Raw genomic sequence first — 17,402 nt, 5'->3', positions numbered from 1 at the left:
ACGAATTGGTGTGTGTTGGATTCGTTTACGCTACCCAGGTTTAAATGAGCGGCGTCGATGATGTTTATTGGTATATGTGGTTAAGTTGGCATCGGGGGATACATGAAAAATACCATGACGGTAAAACGACAAATTGTAGTGGGTTTTATTATTCCTATATTAGTCAGTGTAGTGTTGGGTATTTCAGGTTTGATAACTATTCGGCACATCAGCAATATATTAACCGAAGTGAATGATGAAAATAGCGTTAAGCAATTCTATGCGGTGAATTTGCGTGGTAGTGTTCACGACCGCTCGATTGCTGTTCGGGATTTATTAATTGCCGACAAGCAAGAGCTTTCAGTTATTATCAACAATATCAATAAACTGGCAGAGATTTACCAACAGTCGGATGTTAAGCTCGACGCGATGTTGAACCAGTTGGCGATATCTGGTCACGAAAAAACCTTATACCAAAATATACAAAATTCGAATAATAAGACCAGCGCAATCATTGCCCGATTAATTGCATTACAAAATGCAGGCAATAGCGACGCTGCACGTACTCTCTTGCTGAGTGAAGGTCGCGGTGCATTTGTACAGTGGCTGGCGGATGTGAATGCGTTTATTAATTATGAGGCTGAACAGAATAATCAGTTGACGCATATCGCCAGAGAAACCGCAAGGTATTTTAGCGTGGCAATGCCGATTGTTTTAATCGTCGCCCTATTACTGGGTACATTGGCGATGTTTGCGACCCGTCGCCGAATTTTTCAGGCGCTGGGTGCCGAACCGGCCGTATTACTAACGATGACCCGTGCGATTGCCTCCGGTAATTTAACCGAGAAAACCCTCATTAATGATAGGCAGCAACACAGTGTGATGGCAGCGATTGAAACCATGCGCCAGTCATTAATTAATATTGTCGCTAATGTGTCGACGCATGCTGAAGGGGTGACGATTGCCAGCGAAAATATCAGCAAAAGTAGCGTAGCGTTGTCGCAGCGTACCGATATGCAGGTGTCGGCGTTGCAGCAAACCTCAGCGGCGATGGGGCAGGTGTCAGAGTCGGTGAAAGATAATGCCGCCAGTGCCAGACAGGCCAGTCAGTTATCTGAAAATGCGGCCAGCGAAACGCATCAGGGCAACCAACTGGTGAGTAAAATCGTGGATACGATGGAGAACATCAAACGGCATTCGGACAGCATTTCGTCTATCACCAAAGTGATTGAGGATATCGCCTTCCAGACCAATATCCTGGCAATTAATGCGGCGGTAGAAGCGGCGCGAGCAGGAGAGGTAGGGCGCGGTTTCTCGGTGGTGGCGGCTGAAATTCGTACCCTGTCGCAGAAAACCACGGCATCGGCGCATCAGATAAAGCACCTTATCGATGCGTCATCTGAGAAAATCGGCGAGGGCTACAGTGAAATCAGTCAGGCCTCTGAAGTGATGCAGAAAATTAATCAGGCAGTTGATTTGTCGAGCGAGTTTATCAGGAAGATTGCGGATACCTCGGCGGAGCAGTCCATCGCAACGCAGGAAATTGCCCGGTCGCTGGCTGAGATGGAGCGCACAACGCAACAGAATGCCGCGATGGTTGAGCAAACCACGACAGATACCGCCTATCTGGAAACGCATTCGCAGGAACTGAAGCAGTCCGTCAGTCGCTTTACGATTGCCGATTCGATGACCGCCAGCGCGATGACTGTCGATTCAATGATGATCAGCAAAACGCCGCGACTGGCATTGAGCGTCGCTAGCCGTTGAATGCTTGAATGCTTGAATGGATGAATGGATGAATGGATGAATGGATGAATGGATGAATGGATGCGTGAATCGGCCTGAGCTCCCGGCCACACGGCGTAGCGCGGTGTGGCCGGGTTAGCACTGACTGGCGTAACGGCGTTATAACGAGGCACCGCCGCATATAACCAGTTGTTGTCCGGTGATGGCGGCGGCGGAGGGGGACAGCAGGTACGCGACCAGATCGGCCACTTCCTGCGGTTGAATAAACCGGCCAATGGGCGGCAGTTTCGGCGGTGAACTTTGTCTTCCCGGCTGGTTGAGCATCGGTGTTTCGGTCGCTCCCGGTGCCACAATATTCACCGTGATGCCGCGTGGGGCCAGTTCGGCCGCCCAGCTTCGCACCATGCCGATCATCGCCGATTTGGTGGCGACGTACTGGCTACGCCCGGCAGCACCACTAGAGGTCCGGCTACCCAGCAGGATGATGCGCCCGCCTTGCGGCAGTTTGTTCACCAGTCTGTCGGCTAACACTTCCGCTACCTGAATATGCAGCTTCCACAACTGCTCGCTGTCGGCGTAGGACAAGGTGCCCAGTGTCGCTGCTTTCATCACCCCGGCGGCGTGGATCACTGCGTCGACAGTGGGCAGGCTGTCCAGCAGGGCACAGAGCGCAGGCGTATCGGTGATATCCAGTGGACAATGCCTGAAATTGGGGTGCTGATGCGCGCCCGGCTGACGTGACAGCCCGATGACCTTCCAGCCTGCCGCCAGCAAGGTGGCGGTAATGGCGGCACCGATACCGGAGCTGCTGCCGGTAATCACCGCCTGTTTCTGTGCTGACATACGCTTTACCCCTGTGTGTTCAGTTGTTCAACCGGTATCTTAAACACCGCTTTTTTCACCGGGGCTGGTTGGTCGTTGATGGCGCACAGCGCCTGATGGGGCTCACCGGGATAAAAGGTGACGAAATCCCCGGCGGCCAGTCGAATGGCGTGCGGTACCTGCGACTGTTCCAGAATAAACAGGTCCGGTTTACGTTCGGTAGCGGCGCGATCACTGGCGTCGTTCAGGTCGTAACCGATGATCTCTTCCCCTGCCAGAATCAGTTGAATATCGAGAAAACGGCGATGGAATTCGGTATGACGTTCGGCTTTCGGTGCGGTGGATACCGTGCCGATAGAATAGAACCAGTCCACGTTATCCGGCTGGTATTTCCCTTCCGGCAGCGCGTTTAGCTGCGCAAGCGTGAAGCCGGAAAGAATGCGCCACAGTGGTTCGGGCAAGGTGGCCAGTGACAGATGATTCAGATTACCTGCGATCATAAGCGGTTCCTTAGCAAGTAGACGGAAAGCGGCGAGAGCCCCTCCCTGCAAGAGGGAGGGGAGACAGGGTTAGCCTTTGACCCACTCTTCGCTGACGCAGACGTATTTAATCGCCTGACGGAAGTAGGTAAACGCGATGTGCAGTTTGCCGTCTGGCCCCTGTTTGATACTGGGGTAGGAGAACTCGCGGTTACGTTTATCCGTCGAGTTATTGGTCATGCAGTAACCGTCACCCACTTCCAGATTGCGCTGCCACGGCCAGGTTTTCCCACCATCTTCAGAAATCGCCAGCGTCATCGGCGCACGTGGCGCGCCCCAGAAGGCGCTGCGTCCGGTGGCGATTTCCGGCATTTTGGCATCGCTCTCTTCTTCGTCTTCGATTTCGTCATACAGCGACAGGCGACGTTCGGTCGCGCCGTCGGCATTCATGGCGTTGAACACCAGCGCCAGGTGGCCGTTGTCCAGCGTGGTCACCTGAATCGACGAGTTGTTGTTTGGCAGGTCTGTCGCCTCTGGCTCCGACCAGGTTTCCCCGCCGTCGGTCGAGTGGCTGCGGTAGATGAAATCGGCCCAGCGGCTGCGGAACAGCGCCAGTAAGGTGCCGTCTTTGAGCAGGGTGATATTCATGTGTACGCAGCCCGTGCTGTTCGGCACCACCGACTCACGCCAGGTTTGCCCGCGATCGCTTGAAATCTTCACCGCGCTGATGTCATCGTTGCCGACCCATTTTTCACCCGGCTGGATGCGGCAGTAGAACACTGGCAGCAGCCAGTCGCCGTTGGGCAGCACGGTAATCGGCTGGCGGATAAAGGTGCCGGGTTGTTCCAGCAGTACGCCAATCTCACCCCAGGTGTAGCCCTGATCCTGCGACTGGCGGTAACGCACGATGGCGGTGTCCTGATTGCCGGATTTCTGCGCGGTGTACAGTAACCACAGTACGCCGTCCGGTGCCAGAAACAGCACCGGGTTTTGTTCGGAACGGGTCGGGTCGTCGGAGAGTTTGACGGCAGGCGTCCATTGCCCGCTCCCGTTCACCAGTCGCGACAGGTAAATCGAGATGTCAGACACCCCTTCCTGGGTGCCGCCGAACCAGACGCACAGCACATCGCCGTTAGGCAGATGCAGCAGGTTAGACGCATGGTTCTGCGGGCATTCTGACGGAATGTACGCGTCAAGACGTTGGTTGTCAGCGTCAGCCGGGCGGACCAGGCCGTCGCGTTCGATGGTAATGGTTTCGGTCGTTTCGGTCGTCATGACTACTTAGGCTCCAGAATGAGGTACGGATGGTTCAACTTTCTGTCCGGCTTTGGCGGCTTTGTTGGGGATCAGACGGTCAATCACCATCACCACAGCCGGTGTTGCCAGTGCAATGTACATGTTGTCGATGCCGAACGGGTTACCCATGATGTACCAGACTGAGGTGACGACACAGGACAGAATTAGGCCCGCGTTGACGCCACGCGAACTGCTAAAGAACGGCAGGTAGAAGGCGACCATCGCCACCACGGAAATCGACAGACGAATGGCACGGGTAAAGAACGACAGTTTCAGCACTTCCGGCACCAGCAGCACGAACACCAGCGGCAGGAAGCCGATGATCAGCGAGAACACGCGGGTCATCTTGAATTCTTTTTCCGGTGTCGGTTTGCAGTACGGCACGTAGAAATCTTTCACGATCAGCGAGGCAATCGCCAGTGCAACCGTACTCACGCTGATGAAGATGGACGCCACCAGCGAGGTGGTGACAAGCCCTGCCAGCCACGGATTCATGTCCTGCAGGAAGATGGGCAACGCGTACAGGCTCTTGATTTCCGGGTGTACGAATTTGGCGGCGACACCGATGATGGCAATCGCAATGGCGATCGGCATACAGAACAGGAACGCAATCCAGGTCGCCCGTTTGGCGGATTTCTCATCTTTGGTGGAGGCTATAGCCTGAATCACAAACTGGGTACAGAAAATGGAGCCGATGGTACCGATAAGCCATGCGCCAATGGTGCTGGCACCGATACTGCCGTCCCAGGTCCAGTAGAATTCTGGCATCTTCTCGACCATCGGCGTGATGCCGCCGGTCATTTTCAGCGCCACGAACAGAATGACCATCACCCCGATGTATTTCATGCCGCTGTGGATCAGCGTGACGTAGGCAACGCCTTTGATGCCGCCGAAGTAGAAATAGAAGGTACTGACGATAGCGGTAATCAGCGCCGCCACCGGCAGGCTCACTTTCAGCACGGTGGAGATAGCCGCGGCGCCGCTGACGTAGTTACCTACGTTCACCAGCAACAGCGCGTAGATCATGATGATGGAGATAATGTTCTTGGTGGTGTTGCCATAACGTTCAGCGATAGCACCGGAAATGGTGATTTTCCCGGTGTTATAGATCTTCTTCACCAGAATCATGCCAAACAGCAGGAAGCCGATAGCCGCGCCAATCACCGACCAGGAGGCCGCGATACCACTCTCAAAGGCGGCCTGTGACGTACCGACGGTCGATTTGGCACCGATAAATTCGGTCATCAGCAGGATACCGACGATAAAGGCCGGCAGTGCGCGTGAGCCTTCCATGAACTCCGAGTTGGACTTACTGCGCAGGCGCAGGGTCAGCAAGGAGGTAAGCGCAATGTAGACGACAATTATCCCGACGATGATAAGTGTGTCTGTCAGATCAAAATGGTTCATGGTTTTCGATCCTGTAGGAGTAAGGGTAGGTTCTCATTCACTGTGAGAACGGTTTAATAATGGTGCGAATGGTCTCTTCGTCTTGTGCTGAGAACGCAATCGGGTAGCGGCTGACGCCGACGTCCTGCCCCATCAGTACCAGCGCTTTTTTCACCACGGCAGGTGAGAACGCCACCGCGTACAGCGTCTTACGCAGTTCGCTCACCTGCTCTTGTGCCTGGCGGGAGCCTTCGATGTCACCGGCGTGGAAACGGTGCCAGATTTCGCTGATGGCCTGTGGCGCCACGTTGGCCAGGCCTGAAATACAGGCGGAGCAACCGTCAACAAACCCCTGATGAATCAGCGAATCCGGGCCGTTGAGCACATCGCAGTTCGGCATATCTTTCACCGCCTGCAAGAAGCCGCTCAGGCTTTCGTAACTACCGGCGCTGTCCTTGATGCCAATAATGTTCGGGTGCTCGGCCAGCACGCGCACCGTTTCCGGTTGCAGCGTATTGCCGGTACGGGCCGGAATGTTGTACATGAACACCGGTACCGGCAGTGCGTCCGCCACCGCGCGGTAGTGGTCTATCAGTTCGCTTTGTTTGAGCGGCACGAAATACGGCGTGATGACGGAAACGGCATCCACGCCCAATGCGGCGATGCGCTTGCCGAGCTTGATGGTTTCACGGGTAGAGATTTCACCGATGTGTGCTACAACCGGTACTTTTCCGGCGGCTTCATCCACGCAGGTTTCGGTGACGGCCACTTTTTCGTCGGTGTGCAACACAAAGAATTCACCGTTGGTGCCGTTACAGAAAATGCCGTTGCCATAGCGCATCTGGCGTTGAACCTGCTGGCGCATGGCGGTGGGGCTGAATTCCCCCTGATGGTCAAAAGGCGTGACGATCGCCGTCAGTACGCCTGTAATCGCTTTAGTCATCGTTATTGTTCCTCGGTCTTTTTCATTATCCAGAGCGACGTTGTTAAAACGGATACGGTTGAATCACTCACTTATAATTTTTTAAAACAACAGGTTAGGCTGGTTGTTAAAACAACGTTGAATAAATGGCGTGGACATCCTGCGCCGTCACGGTAGTCGGGACATTTTTCATCAGTCGCTGTACCTGCAAGGCGGACTCCACCAGATATGGCAGGTGATCCGGGCTAATACCCAACTGTTGCAGCGACGACGGCAGATTCAGTCGTTTCACCAGCGCGGTGAAGTAATCCACCAGTGCAGCGGCTTTCTGTTCAGTGGAAAGCGACAGGTCGGCGTCTGGCAGCAGGTCATAAGCCTGCGCGAATTTTTCCGCCGCGGCGTGCTGGACGAAGCGCATGCACGGTGCCAGCAGAATGGCGTTCGCTACCCCATGAGGAATGTGGTACTTGCCGCCCAGCGGGTAAGACATGGCGTGGACCAGATGAGTACCGGAGTGGGCGATAGACGCGCCGCCGTAATAGGAAGCCCACAGCATGTTCAGGCGCGCTTCCAGATTAGAAGGTTCGTTCACCGCGGTTTCGATGTTGGCGAACAGTTTCTTCATGCCGATTAAGGCATAGTTGTCGGCCACCGGGTTGGCGATGGTGGCGGTAAAGCATTCGATCAGGTGACAGAGCGCATCAATGCCGGTTGAAGCAGCAATGTGCGCTGGCATGCTGGTGGTCAGTTCAGGTATCAGCGCCACATAATCCGGCAGCATTACCGGGGTGATAATCCCGACTTTGGTTTCTTTTTCCGGAATAGCCAGAATGGCGTTTGGCGTGGCTTCGGAACCGGTGCCCGCTGTTGTTGGGATCAGCAACGAGGTGGTGCGCCGTGTCGGTTTGCGACCTTCCAGCAGGCTATCAAGCGTGATGCCTTCTTCGCCGGCGCACAGCAGCGACAGCAGTTTGGCGACGTCCAGTACGCTACCGCCCCCGACACCGATCACCAGATCAGGCTGGGTGGCGGGCAATTGTTGCAAGACCGCCGCCACATCGTGCTGGCTGGGTTCGGCCGGCACGTTATCAATCAGGGAAAGGTGTGGCACGCTGTCCTTCAGTTGCGCGATCAGAGACTGAACCCCGGCCAGTCCCACGATGTTCCTGTCCGTCACCAACAGTACGTGCTGCCTGCCGCGCAGGAGGTAGCCCAGATCCTGGAGTGCCTGATAACCGCTGATGAGGGTGCTGTTGATATTCATACTGGTACCTTGTCTTTTTGCTGTGACTTCAGCTGGATAGGTCTGATTTTTTTCAATCACATTTCTATGCTGTGATGGAAAAAAATCGTTTTACTCGCATTGTGTGGGGTAATTTATAGGTGAAATTGGTTTTGAATAATTTGATGTTGCTCACATATAATCAATCATGATTCAATATAATCATTTTCAGGTAATCGAACTGATGGAGAGTGGGTATGCCGGACGGGCGTGATTTCACCCCAATCATGGTGGTGGCGGATGACTTCACTGGTGCGAACGATGCGGGCGTCGGTTTGGCGCTGCAGGGCGCGCGGGTGAATGTGATGTTTGACGTCACGGCTATCCATACCGGACAGACGGATGACGCGCTGGTGGTGAACACCGACAGCCGTGCTGTCACGGCTTCCGTGGCGGCGGAGCGTACCGCACAGGCGGTGGCGTTGTGGCGTAAAACCGGCGCACGCGGTTGGATCGTTAAAAAGCTGGATTCGACCCTGCGTGGTAACCCCGGCGCAGAAATAGAAGCGGCACTGAATGCGGCGGATCTGTCGCTGGCATTGATTGCGCCTGCTGCTCCAACGCTGGGGCGTGTCACCCGTGATGGGCAAGTGTGGGTACACGGCGTGTTGCTGACGGATACCGAATTTGCCAGCGACCCGAAAACGCCGGTACGTTCAGCATCCATCGGTAAACGACTGGCGGAGCAAACCCAACTGGCTCAGGCGGCGTTGTCGCTGGACGAGGTGCGTGGCGGCAATCTGGCGGCTCGACTGCAACAGCTCAGTGATAGCGGTGTGCGGCTGGTGGTGCTGGATGCCGAGAGTCAGCAGGATCTTGACCATATTGTTGCGGCCGCCGCTCAATTGGCAGAAAAACCGCTGCTGGTGGGGTCTGCCGGGTTGAGTGAAGCGCTGGCACAGTATCTGTCGTTTCCGGCACCGTGTCGGTCGTTGCTGGCGGTGATTGGTTCGATGAGTGAAATTGCTCAATTGCAGATTAAGGCGGCCGGTCAACGCCCCGACGTGCGGTTAATCGATATAGACATCGCCGGGTTACTGACGGCGGATGACGGTTTGCTAGTGCAAATCAGCCAGCAGGCGGTGGCTGTGTTGGCCGCAGGACAGCACTGCGTGCTGCGCACCTGCCGTGACGATAATCAGCGATTTGAAGTGGACAGTCTGTGCCAGCGCTACGGCATGAGCCGTCAGCAACTGGGGGAGACCATCAGTCGCCAGCTGGGTGAACTGACGCGGCGTATCGTGCAGCGTCAGCGACCGGGCGGGCTCTATTTATCCGGCGGGGATATCGCCATTGCGGCCGCGACCGCGTTACAGGCCAGCGGATTTCATATCAAAGGACAGATTGCTTCCTGCGTCCCCTGGGGACGTTTGCTCGACAGCCTGGTGGGTGACATTCCCGTCATGACGAAAGCGGGCGGGTTTGGCGATGAGGCCACCCTGCTGAATGTATTGCGTTTTATTGAGGAGAGCGTGTGTGAGTAAAATTATTGCGGTAACTATGGGCGACCCGGCGGGCATCGGCCCGGAAATCATCATCAAGTCGTTGGCCGAAGGCGAACTGTCCGGCGCACCGGCGGTGGTGGTGGGCTGCGTACAGACGCTGCGCCGTATTCTGGCGTTAGGCGTTGTGCCGCAGGTGGAGCTCAACGAAATCGAACGGCCTGCCGATGCGCATTTCGCTCCCGGCGTTATCAACGTGATCGACGAGCCGCTGGCTGACCCGCAGGGTCTCAAACAAGGCGTGGTACAGGCGCAGGCGGGCGATCTGGCGTACCGTTGCGTGAAACGCGCCACCGAGCTGGCGATGGCGGGTGAAGTCCATGCGATTGCCACCGCGCCGCTCAACAAAGAGGCGCTGCACTCTGCCGGTCACCTCTACCCGGGGCACACCGAGTTGCTGGCGAAGCTGACCCACAGCCGTGACTATGCGATGGTGTTGTACACCGATAAACTGAAAGTGATTCATGTCACGACCCATATTGCGTTGCGTAAATTCCTGGATACGCTTAACCGTGATCGGGTTGAAACCGTGATTGCGATGGCGGATACCTTCCTCAAACGTGTGGGCTATCAGGCGCCGCGCATTGCGGTTGCCGGGGTGAATCCGCATGCGGGTGAAAATGGCTTGTTCGGCGATGAAGAGATTACTATTGTCGGTCCGTCCATCGAGGCGATGAAAGCCAAAGGCATCGACGCGTACGGCCCGTGCCCGCCGGATACGGTGTACCTGCAGGCATACGAGGGGCAATACGACATGGTGGTGGCGATGTACCACGATCAGGGACATATTCCGCTTAAACTGCTGGGCTTTTATGATGGTGTGAATATCACCGCCGGGTTGCCGTTTATCCGCACCTCAGCGGACCACGGTACCGCGTTTGATATCGCCTGGACAGGTAAAGCGAAGTCTGACAGCATGGCGATCTCCATCAAACTGGCGATGCAACTGGCCTGATATAATCGCGGATATGGAGCCTGTTGAAGATGTCGTGGGGTGCAACATTGACTGATACGTTACGCGTAAATGGAGAGCGAGTGAGAGGACAAAGCCGTCTTGATCAGATTCTGGATTATCTGAAAAGCCATAATCTGGTGACGGTGGATGAACTTGTGACGGTCATTGATGCGTCCCCGGCGACCATTCGCCGCGATTTGATCAAGCTCGACGAGCAGGGCGTCATCAGCCGTAGCCACGGCGGGGTGACGCTCAACCGGTTTATCCCTTCTCAGCCGACAACCAATGAAAAGCTGCAGCGCAGCCTGGCGGAAAAGCAGGCCATCGCCCGGCAGGCGGCGACACTGGTGCAACCGGGAAATGCAGTGGTGCTGGATGCCGGTACCACCATGCTGGAACTGGCGCGTAACCTGACGCATTTGCCGCTGCGGGTGATCACCGCCGATTTGCAGATAGCGCTGTTTCTCTCTGAGTTCAAGCAGATAGAAGTGACGATTATTGGCGGGCGTATCGACGACAGCAGCCAGTCCTGCATTGGTGAGCACGGTCGTCGTTTGTTGCGCAGCGTCTATCCGGATATTGCCTTTATCAGCTGTAACTCGTGGAGCCTGGAGAAAGGCATCACCACCCCCACGGAAGAAAAAGCGGGCATCAAACAGGATCTAGGCATGAACGCCAGCCGTCGGGTGTTGCTGGCAGACAGCAGCAAATACGGCGCTTACTCGCTGTTTTGCGTATCTGCGTTGACTGAACTGACCGATATCATCACTGACAGCGGCCTGTCGCCAGAGGTGGAACGTCAGTTACGTGCGCAGCCGTTTACGCTGCAACTGGTGAGCGTGGCGAGCCGCTGAACGGCGGCTTCCCTTCTTGCTCTGTTCTCTTCACACGTTTTTCCTTTCGTATGCTTTAGCGTTTCGATGTCCTCCGGCTCATGCGTACGGCGACTTTGGTTAACGGAAATCGGCATATGTTCCGCCGTCATCGTGTGTCAGGATGCAGGTTTATACCGGCAATCTACAAGGAGATGACGATGGGGATTACCCGCCTGAATCACGCGGTGTTGTATGTGTCCGACGTGGAGAAAAGCACCGCATTTTATCGTGATACGTTAGGGTTTCGCCCCAAGCCGGGCGGCAGTCAGGCCGTATTTACCCAGGCAGCGGAATCGGATAACGATCATGACCTGGCGCTGTTCGCTAAAAATCTCGGTCAGCAGCGGGCTGGCGTGTTTCGCGCCCATGGCGAGCAACCTGGCGAACATGAGCCACCGGCGGGGTTGTATCATTTGGCGTGGGAGGTGGATACGTTGCACGAACTCAAGCGGATTCGTGACCGGCTGGCGCAGGACGGACGGCTGGGGCTGGAGGAAGATCACGGCGTACATAAAAGCGTATACGGCCACGATCCGGATGGCCTGCTGTTTGAGGTCACCTGGTTTATTCCTGCTGATCAACTGACACCTGCGGATCGTAACGCCCGAGGCATTCAGCCACTGGATTTCGACAAAGAACTGGCGCGTTTTGGCTAACCCGGTATAACGGGCATAGGCTGAGTCGTCTCAGCCTATTCAGCCTATGTGCCTATTATTTATCCCATTTAGCTTTGGGCGGCTGATAAGACAGCGCTTTATCCCACACCGCTTCGGGGCTGTCTGAGACGATCAGCATGTCGAGGTAATCCTGCTTCATGAAGCCATCGCGCACGGTGCGGGCGACAAAATCGATAAAGCCATCATAGTAGCTGTTGACGTTGAACAGGATGCAGGCTTTGTGGTGCAGACCCAACTGCGCCCAGGTCCACTGTTCGATAATTTCTTCCAGCGTACCGGCACCGCCCGGCAACGCGATGAAAACATCCGCCAGTTCAGCCATTTTCGCTTTGCGCTCATGCATGTCTTCGGTGATAACCAGTTCAGTGAGCGTCGGGTGCGCCAGCTCCTTGTTCACCAAATGCTTAGGAATAACCCCGGTTACCTGACCACCACAGGCCAGTGCCGTATCCGCCACCAGTCCCATCAGGCCCACTTTCCCACCACCGTAGACAATGCTGGCGTTTTGGCTGACCAGATAGCGGATGAGAGATTGCGTCTGTTGCTGATAAATCGCGTTGTTACCGGGAGCGGAACCGCAAAATACGCCGAACTTCAACATAGTATTCCTTCTGTGGCCTGAGTTGATCGATGCTGTCTGTCAGATGACGGCGGGAGCGAGTGTGCTATGCCTTCGCACGATGAACCGGAGCGTTATCGCGCTATCAGCATAATCGAAACCGGTATGAGGGGCTATCGGACGATAATCAGATTGGATAATAAGCAGATAGTGAGTGAGGTGCTGGCTGGTACGGTGACAAGAGGTACTTTCCGGGTTGCCCGGCGGTACCGGGCAACCTGATGACTACTTACTTACTCGCTTACTTCATGCCAGCCGCGATGGTATCGACATTGTGTTTGAACGCTGCTGTGTAGGTGGCGGCGGGGCCGTTGCTGTCAGTCAGCGCTTCAGGGTAAAGCTCACCACCCGGCTGTGCGCCGCTGGCATCGGCGATTTGTTTCACCAGTCGTGGGTCGGTCTGGTTCTCGATAAAGTACAGTTTCACGTGTTCTTTCTTGATCTGATTGATCAGTTTAGCCACGGTTTTACTGCTGGCTTCCGACTCGGTGGAGTAGCCCACCGGCGACAGGAAACGCACCCCGTAGGCGGCAGCGAAATAGCCAAACGCATCATGGCTGGTCAGCACTTTACGTTTCTCTTTCGGGATGGCGGCAAACGTCTGGGTGGCGTAGTTATCCAGTTGCTGCAACTGCTGGATGTAGCTGTCGCCTTGTTTACGGTAATCGTCGGCGTGTTCCGGGTCCGCTTTGACCAGGGCACTGACGATGTTGTGGGCATAGACGATGCCGTTTTTCATGCTGTTCCAGGCGTGCGGATCGGTGATGGTTTTCCCGTCTTCTTCCATTTTCAGTGTTTTGATGCCGTTGGACGCGGTAATCACCTCACCTTTGTAGCCCGAGGCTTTCACCAGACGGTCCAGCCAGCCTTCCAGCCCTAGCCCGCTGACAAAGACGACGTCCGCCTGTGACAGGGTTTTGCTGTCTTTCGGCGACGGTTCGAATTCATGCGGGTCACCATTCGGCTGCACCAGATCGGTGACGTGGACGTGTTGGCCGCCAATCTGGCTGACCATATCGCCCAGTACCGAGAAACTTGCCACCACATTCAACTCTTTTGCCATTGCCAGTGGACTCAGTAACAGGCTGGACAGTGTCATAACCAAAATGGAACGTTTCATCTTTTCCCCTTCATCTCGTTGCCATGCAAAACCATTACGTGTCAGCGACGTGTGCGTAACATGCCGCCATTAGAACCAAACAGTACCGAAAAGCAGAAAAATAGCGTGGTAGTAAGAATGACCGCCGGGCCAGCGGGCAAGTCAGCGTAATAAGACCAGGTCAACCCCACCAGGCTGGCGCAGGCACCAATGCCCACCGCCGCCAGCAGCATGATGGGCAGACGTTGACTCCAGAAGCGGGCGCAGGCAGCCGGTAGCATCATCATGCCAACGGCCATCAGCGTGCCGAGTAACTGGAAGCCCGCCACCAGATTGAGCACCACCAGCGACAAAAACAGACCGTGGATCAGCGCCCGCGACCGGCGTGACAGAATTTTCAGAAAGGTGACGTCAAACGACTCGATCACCAGCGCCCGGTAGATCAACGCCAGTACCAGCACCGAACAGGAACTGATGGTGCCGATGGTGATAAGCGCACTGGCATCGATAGCCAGAATCGAGCCGAACAGCACATGCAACAGGTCGACGCTGGAGCCGCGTAGCGATACCAGCGTGACGCCCAGCGCCAGCGAACCGAGGTAAAACCCGGCGAAACTGGCGTCCTCTTTCAGTTCGGTATGGCGACTGACCACGCCAGACAACATGGCCACCGCCAGCCCGGCGATGAAACCACCGACCCCCATCGCGACCAGCGACATGCCCGATATCAGGTAGCCGATCGCCACACCGGGCAAGACTGCGTGGGACAGCGCATCACCGATCAGGCTCATACGGCGCAGCAGTAAAAAGCAGCCGAGTGGCGCGGCGCTCAGAGTCAGTGCCAGACAACCCACCAGCGCCCGACGCATAAAACCGAAATCGCCAAATGGCTCGGTCAAAAGATGCAGTAACATCATGGCACCAGCCTCAGTTGCGGCGGCGTGACTACGGCCGTGGGGGTAGGCAAAACATCGGGACTATCACCCCAACGATGGCCTTCCGCACTGAGCATCAGTACGCGGGGAAAGTGGGCTTCCACCTGTTCCAGGTCATGCAGCACCGCCAGAATAGTACGTCCTTCCTGATGCAACTGCCGGATAACGGCCAGCAGGGTGCGGGTAGTCTGCGCGTCGATACCGGTAAAGGGTTCATCGAGCAGAATAACCGGCGACTGCATCACCAGCAGTCGGGCAAACAGTACGCGCTGTAACTGGCCGCCGGAAAGCGTGCCGATGTGCGCCGGTGCGAATTCCGCCATGCCGACGGTATCCAGCGCGTCGGTGGCTTTTTTTCGCCACTCACCGGAAATACGGCCGAACATCCCGCAGTGCGGGACACACCCCATCAACACCAGGTCGTTAACGCTCAGTGGAAACTGGCGATCAAATTCAGTCAGTTGGGGTAGGTAACCTAACTGGCGTCGTGCCTGCGGTGCCATACAGAAATGGCCGCCCAGTGGTGGCAACAGACCGGCCAGCGTTTTAAGCAAGGTGGATTTGCCTGCGCCATTCGCGCCGATAATGGCGGTCAACGAACCGCTGTCAAAGCAGCCGTCCAGCGTACCCAGCGGGGGCTGGCCAGAATAACCAAATGTCAGTGAATGTAATGCGATCATGCCAGTGCCACCGCCCAGGAAATCAAACCCCATAACAGCACCAGCAACACACCGGCGATACCCAGCCGGGCCACAGCGGAAAAAGCGTAAAGACTGGTCACAGTATCCTCCATCAGAATCGTTATAATATAACATAACGATTTTATGCCAGTCGATGAGAGGTAAGAAAATGTGTCAGGGCCTCTGCGGCGGCAGGGGACGATGCGTGTACAGCCGAGGAAGGTCTCAGATCCGCGTTTGAGTGGGGGCATGTCGCTGCTCGCTCTTCTTTTGCCTGTCGCGACAAGGTGGGTGAGTGACTCTGCGGGATTACATATTTTGTCGCATTTTATTTTTTCACTTTGCCATATTCAGGAGGATTTTCGTTGTGCATTTTTTTATATAGCGAATGGAGTGAGTGTGAGCAAGCGGATAACGTACTCGTGCGTCGCCGTGCTGGTGGCGACATTGTTGGCAGGCCAGACGGTACAGGCGCAGGATAAAATTCAGCTAACCTACGCCGGGTCGATGGGCGTGGTAATGGACAAGGCGTTGGGGCCGACGTTTGCCCAACAACAGCATCTGACCTATCAAGGGCAGGGGCAAGGGGCGTATGGTATGGCGCGCCTGCTGGCCAGTAAGAAGGTGGTGGCAGATGTGTTCGTGTCTATTACACCGGGGCCGATGCAGATCCTGAAAGAGGCCGGGCTGATTGACGAGGCGATACCGGTTGCCAGTACCCGCATGGTGATTGCCTATAACCCGAAAAGCCCGTTCGCTGCCAGACTGGCCGCCTCGGATAAGGCTCACAACAGCGACTGGCTGGCGGTGTTGCAGGACAAATCGCTAAAATTTGGCCGTACCGACCCGTATAACGACCCGCAGGGGCAGAATATCGTGTTCACCATGCTGCTGGCCGAGAAGTATTACCATCAGCCAGAGGCGGCGAAAAAAGCGCTCGGTGAGGTGCAGAATCCGGCGCAGGTCTTTATGGAGGGGGGATTGCTGACCCGGCTGGAGTCAGGCCAGATCGACGCCACCTCCGGTTATGAAAGCTCGGTACGCTCCGCCAAACTGCCATACGTGTCGCTGCCCGATGAAATCAACCTCAGTAACCCGGAGATGTCAAAACAGTGGTACGACACCGTGAGTTTCATCATCAAAGACAGTGCTGGCAAGGATCAGGTATTGCACACTCAGCCATTGGTGTTTTACGCCGCGGTGCTGAAGAACGCACCCGATGCGCCGCAGGCCCGACAATTCGTCAACTTCATGTTAAGCCCGCAGGGGCAGGCGCTATTTCACCAGAACGGCTATGACGTACCGAAAGGGACGGCGCTTTACGCCGCGAAATAGCCGACGATGACACTCTGGCTGGCGATACCCGCTTTGCTGCTGTTGGCGGTACCGTTTATCACGCTGCTCGGCATTACTCCCTGGCATCATTTTCAACTGGCATGGGGCGATGGCGATGCTATCGCCGTTTCCGTTGGCCTCGGTTTGCTGGCGATAGCGTTGGTTATCGTGCTGGGGTTACCGGTGGCGCTCTGGCTGGCACGCGCAAGCCGTTCTCGCCGTCGCTGGCTGGTGGAGCTGTTGGTGATGATTCCGTTGCTAACACCGCCGCTGGCGATGGGGATTCTGCTGGTCTCGGTATACGGGCCGTATAGCCCTATCGGCGTGCTGTTATCCCGCGTAGGGCTGGCGTTGGTCAATAATCCGGCGGCGTTCGTGGTCGCACAGCTATACGGCGCTTTGCCGTATTTCATTACTGCCGCCCGCTCTGCTTTTGCCAACATACCGCCCTCGGTGGACGAGGCCGGGCGTATCCTGGGGGCGAACGCCAGGCAACGCCTGATCTACCTGACCATACCGCAGGCCGCCTCTGGTCTGGCAGCCGCCGTTGCGATTGCCTGGGTTCGGGCGATGGGTGAGTTCGGTATCGTGATGATTTTCGCTTATTTTCCGCAGGGTATTCCGGTGAAGCTGTACATCAACCTGCAAAACGACGGGGTCGATGCGGTGTATGCGCTGGTGTGGCTGTTGCTGGCGATGACGTTACCGCTGCCGTTGCTGTGCCTGCGCTGGGCAAACCAGCGTCAGGCGCGAGATATACCGGTGTAACCGGTGGTATTGTAGTGCCAGAACTGGCATCAGGCATCACGAACG

General features: G+C 55.9%; 17 protein-coding genes. 7 read left to right on the top strand and 10 right to left on the bottom strand.

Annotated features, from left to right (window positions below; all coding sequences use genetic code 11):
• Window positions 1-102 precede the first annotated feature (102 nt).
• Entirely contained in the window at window positions 103-1,746 is a 1,644-nt protein-coding gene (locus tag DD586_RS17405) for a methyl-accepting chemotaxis protein (protein ID WP_012886133.1), read from the top strand.
• 138 nt (window positions 1,747-1,884) lie between these two features.
• On the opposite strand, the gene DD586_RS17400 is transcribed toward DD586_RS17405, so the two are convergent.
• The 6 genes from DD586_RS17400 to DD586_RS17375 form a co-directional block, all read right to left on the bottom strand.
• Window positions 1,885-2,568 carry an SDR family NAD(P)-dependent oxidoreductase gene (locus tag DD586_RS17400; RefSeq protein WP_012886132.1) on the bottom strand — a complete coding sequence of 228 codons (684 nt, stop codon included), beginning with the start codon at window positions 2,566-2,568 and terminating at the stop codon, window positions 1,885-1,887.
• Between the two features lie 5 nt (window positions 2,569-2,573).
• Window positions 2,574-3,047 carry a YhcH/YjgK/YiaL family protein gene (locus DD586_RS17395; protein ID WP_012886131.1) on the bottom strand — a complete coding sequence of 158 codons (474 nt, stop codon included), beginning with the start codon at window positions 3,045-3,047 and terminating at the stop codon, window positions 2,574-2,576.
• A gap of 69 nt (window positions 3,048-3,116) precedes the next feature.
• The gene (locus DD586_RS17390; protein WP_012886130.1) at window positions 3,117-4,301 is read right to left on the bottom strand and encodes a sialidase family protein; all 1,185 of its coding nucleotides are present in this window, start codon (window positions 4,299-4,301) and stop codon (window positions 3,117-3,119) included.
• A gap of 6 nt (window positions 4,302-4,307) precedes the next feature.
• Window positions 4,308-5,729 (bottom strand): sodium:solute symporter family protein, encoded by a 1,422-nt coding sequence (locus DD586_RS17385; RefSeq protein ID WP_012886129.1) that lies wholly within the window; start codon window positions 5,727-5,729, stop codon window positions 4,308-4,310.
• A 37-nt stretch (window positions 5,730-5,766) separates the two neighbouring features.
• On the bottom strand, window positions 5,767-6,651 hold the full coding sequence (locus DD586_RS17380) for a dihydrodipicolinate synthase family protein (RefSeq protein WP_012886128.1): 885 nt from the start codon (window positions 6,649-6,651) through the stop codon (window positions 5,767-5,769).
• Window positions 6,652-6,757: 106 nt separating this feature from the next.
• Window positions 6,758-7,894, bottom strand: a complete 1,137-nt coding sequence (locus DD586_RS17375) for an iron-containing alcohol dehydrogenase (protein WP_012886127.1) — start codon at window positions 7,892-7,894, stop codon at window positions 6,758-6,760.
• Window positions 7,895-8,109: 215 nt separating this feature from the next.
• Here DD586_RS17375 and dtnK point away from each other — a divergent pair, with 215 nt between their 5' ends.
• The 4 genes from dtnK to DD586_RS17355 all read left to right on the top strand — a co-directional run bounded on the left by dtnK (window position 8,110) and on the right by DD586_RS17355 (window position 11,900).
• Window positions 8,110-9,396: a D-threonate kinase gene (gene dtnK, locus DD586_RS17370; protein WP_012886126.1), complete on the top strand. Its 1,287-nt coding sequence runs from the start codon at window positions 8,110-8,112 to the stop codon at window positions 9,394-9,396.
• Complete coding sequence (locus DD586_RS17365) at window positions 9,389-10,369, top strand: D-threonate 4-phosphate dehydrogenase (protein ID WP_012886125.1); 981 nt, start codon at window positions 9,389-9,391, stop codon at window positions 10,367-10,369. The genes dtnK and DD586_RS17365 overlap by 8 nt, the downstream gene beginning before the upstream one ends.
• Window positions 10,370-10,398: 29 nt before the next feature.
• Window positions 10,399-11,223: a DeoR/GlpR family DNA-binding transcription regulator gene (locus tag DD586_RS17360; protein WP_012886124.1), complete on the top strand. Its 825-nt coding sequence runs from the start codon at window positions 10,399-10,401 to the stop codon at window positions 11,221-11,223.
• Between the two features lie 179 nt (window positions 11,224-11,402).
• Complete coding sequence (locus tag DD586_RS17355) at window positions 11,403-11,900, top strand: VOC family protein (RefSeq protein WP_012886123.1); 498 nt, start codon at window positions 11,403-11,405, stop codon at window positions 11,898-11,900.
• A gap of 55 nt (window positions 11,901-11,955) precedes the next feature.
• Here DD586_RS17355 and DD586_RS17350 read toward each other — a convergent pair whose 3' ends face one another.
• The 4 genes from DD586_RS17350 to DD586_RS17335 all read right to left on the bottom strand — a co-directional run bounded on the left by DD586_RS17350 (window position 11,956) and on the right by DD586_RS17335 (window position 15,254).
• Window positions 11,956-12,522: an LOG family protein gene (locus tag DD586_RS17350; protein ID WP_012886122.1), complete on the bottom strand. Its 567-nt coding sequence runs from the start codon at window positions 12,520-12,522 to the stop codon at window positions 11,956-11,958.
• Window positions 12,523-12,781: 259 nt separating this feature from the next.
• On the bottom strand, window positions 12,782-13,660 hold the full coding sequence (locus tag DD586_RS17345) for a metal ABC transporter substrate-binding protein (protein ID WP_012886120.1): 879 nt from the start codon (window positions 13,658-13,660) through the stop codon (window positions 12,782-12,784).
• Window positions 13,661-13,701: 41 nt separating this feature from the next.
• Window positions 13,702-14,556, bottom strand: a complete 855-nt coding sequence (locus DD586_RS17340; protein ID WP_012886119.1) for a metal ABC transporter permease — start codon at window positions 14,554-14,556, stop codon at window positions 13,702-13,704.
• Complete coding sequence (locus DD586_RS17335) at window positions 14,553-15,254, bottom strand: metal ABC transporter ATP-binding protein (protein ID WP_012886118.1); 702 nt, start codon at window positions 15,252-15,254, stop codon at window positions 14,553-14,555. Before DD586_RS17335 ends, DD586_RS17340 begins: the two co-directional genes overlap by 4 nt.
• A 399-nt stretch (window positions 15,255-15,653) precedes the next feature.
• Between DD586_RS17335 and DD586_RS17330 the strand changes: the two genes are divergently transcribed.
• Both DD586_RS17330 and DD586_RS17325 read left to right on the top strand, forming a co-directional pair.
• Window positions 15,654-16,589: an extracellular solute-binding protein gene (locus DD586_RS17330; RefSeq protein WP_012886116.1), complete on the top strand. Its 936-nt coding sequence runs from the start codon at window positions 15,654-15,656 to the stop codon at window positions 16,587-16,589.
• Window positions 16,590-16,595: 6 nt separating this feature from the next.
• A complete protein-coding gene (locus DD586_RS17325) occupies window positions 16,596-17,357 on the top strand; it encodes an ABC transporter permease subunit (RefSeq protein ID WP_012886115.1) in 762 nt (253 codons plus the stop codon).
• The last annotated feature ends 45 nt before the right edge of the window (window positions 17,358-17,402 follow it).

It is taken from the genome of Dickeya parazeae Ech586 (assembly GCF_000025065.1).
Lineage (GTDB): Bacteria > Pseudomonadota > Gammaproteobacteria > Enterobacterales > Enterobacteriaceae > Dickeya > Dickeya zeae.
Note: the sequence above shows the minus strand (reverse complement) of the source record. Positions and strands in the feature narration are given on the sequence as shown.

Excerpts from the sequence above, each read along its gene's own strand:
- dtnK (WP_012886126.1), top strand. The coding sequence starts at position 8,110 with ATGCCGGACGGGCGTGATTTCACCCCAATCATGGTGGTGGCGGATGAC.
- DD586_RS17350 (WP_012886122.1), bottom strand. The coding sequence starts at position 12,522 with ATGTTGAAGTTCGGCGTATTTTGCGGTTCCGCTCCCGGTAACAACGCG.
- DD586_RS17355 (WP_012886123.1), top strand. The coding sequence starts at position 11,403 with ATGGGGATTACCCGCCTGAATCACGCGGTGTTGTATGTGTCCGACGTG.
- DD586_RS17345 (WP_012886120.1), bottom strand. The coding sequence starts at position 13,660 with ATGAAACGTTCCATTTTGGTTATGACACTGTCCAGCCTGTTACTGAGT.
- DD586_RS17375 (WP_012886127.1), bottom strand. The coding sequence starts at position 7,894 with ATGAATATCAACAGCACCCTCATCAGCGGTTATCAGGCACTCCAGGAT.
- DD586_RS17325 (WP_012886115.1), top strand. The coding sequence starts at position 16,596 with ATGACACTCTGGCTGGCGATACCCGCTTTGCTGCTGTTGGCGGTACCG.
- DD586_RS17385 (WP_012886129.1), bottom strand. The coding sequence starts at position 5,729 with ATGAACCATTTTGATCTGACAGACACACTTATCATCGTCGGGATAATT.
- DD586_RS17405 (WP_012886133.1), top strand. The coding sequence starts at position 103 with ATGAAAAATACCATGACGGTAAAACGACAAATTGTAGTGGGTTTTATT.
- DD586_RS17335 (WP_012886118.1), bottom strand. The coding sequence starts at position 15,254 with ATGATCGCATTACATTCACTGACATTTGGTTATTCTGGCCAGCCCCCG.
- DD586_RS17360 (WP_012886124.1), top strand. The coding sequence starts at position 10,399 with ATGTCGTGGGGTGCAACATTGACTGATACGTTACGCGTAAATGGAGAG.
- DD586_RS17400 (WP_012886132.1), bottom strand. The coding sequence starts at position 2,568 with ATGTCAGCACAGAAACAGGCGGTGATTACCGGCAGCAGCTCCGGTATC.
- DD586_RS17395 (WP_012886131.1), bottom strand. The coding sequence starts at position 3,047 with ATGATCGCAGGTAATCTGAATCATCTGTCACTGGCCACCTTGCCCGAA.
- DD586_RS17380 (WP_012886128.1), bottom strand. The coding sequence starts at position 6,651 with ATGACTAAAGCGATTACAGGCGTACTGACGGCGATCGTCACGCCTTTT.
- DD586_RS17340 (WP_012886119.1), bottom strand. The coding sequence starts at position 14,556 with ATGATGTTACTGCATCTTTTGACCGAGCCATTTGGCGATTTCGGTTTT.
- DD586_RS17390 (WP_012886130.1), bottom strand. The coding sequence starts at position 4,301 with ATGACGACCGAAACGACCGAAACCATTACCATCGAACGCGACGGCCTG.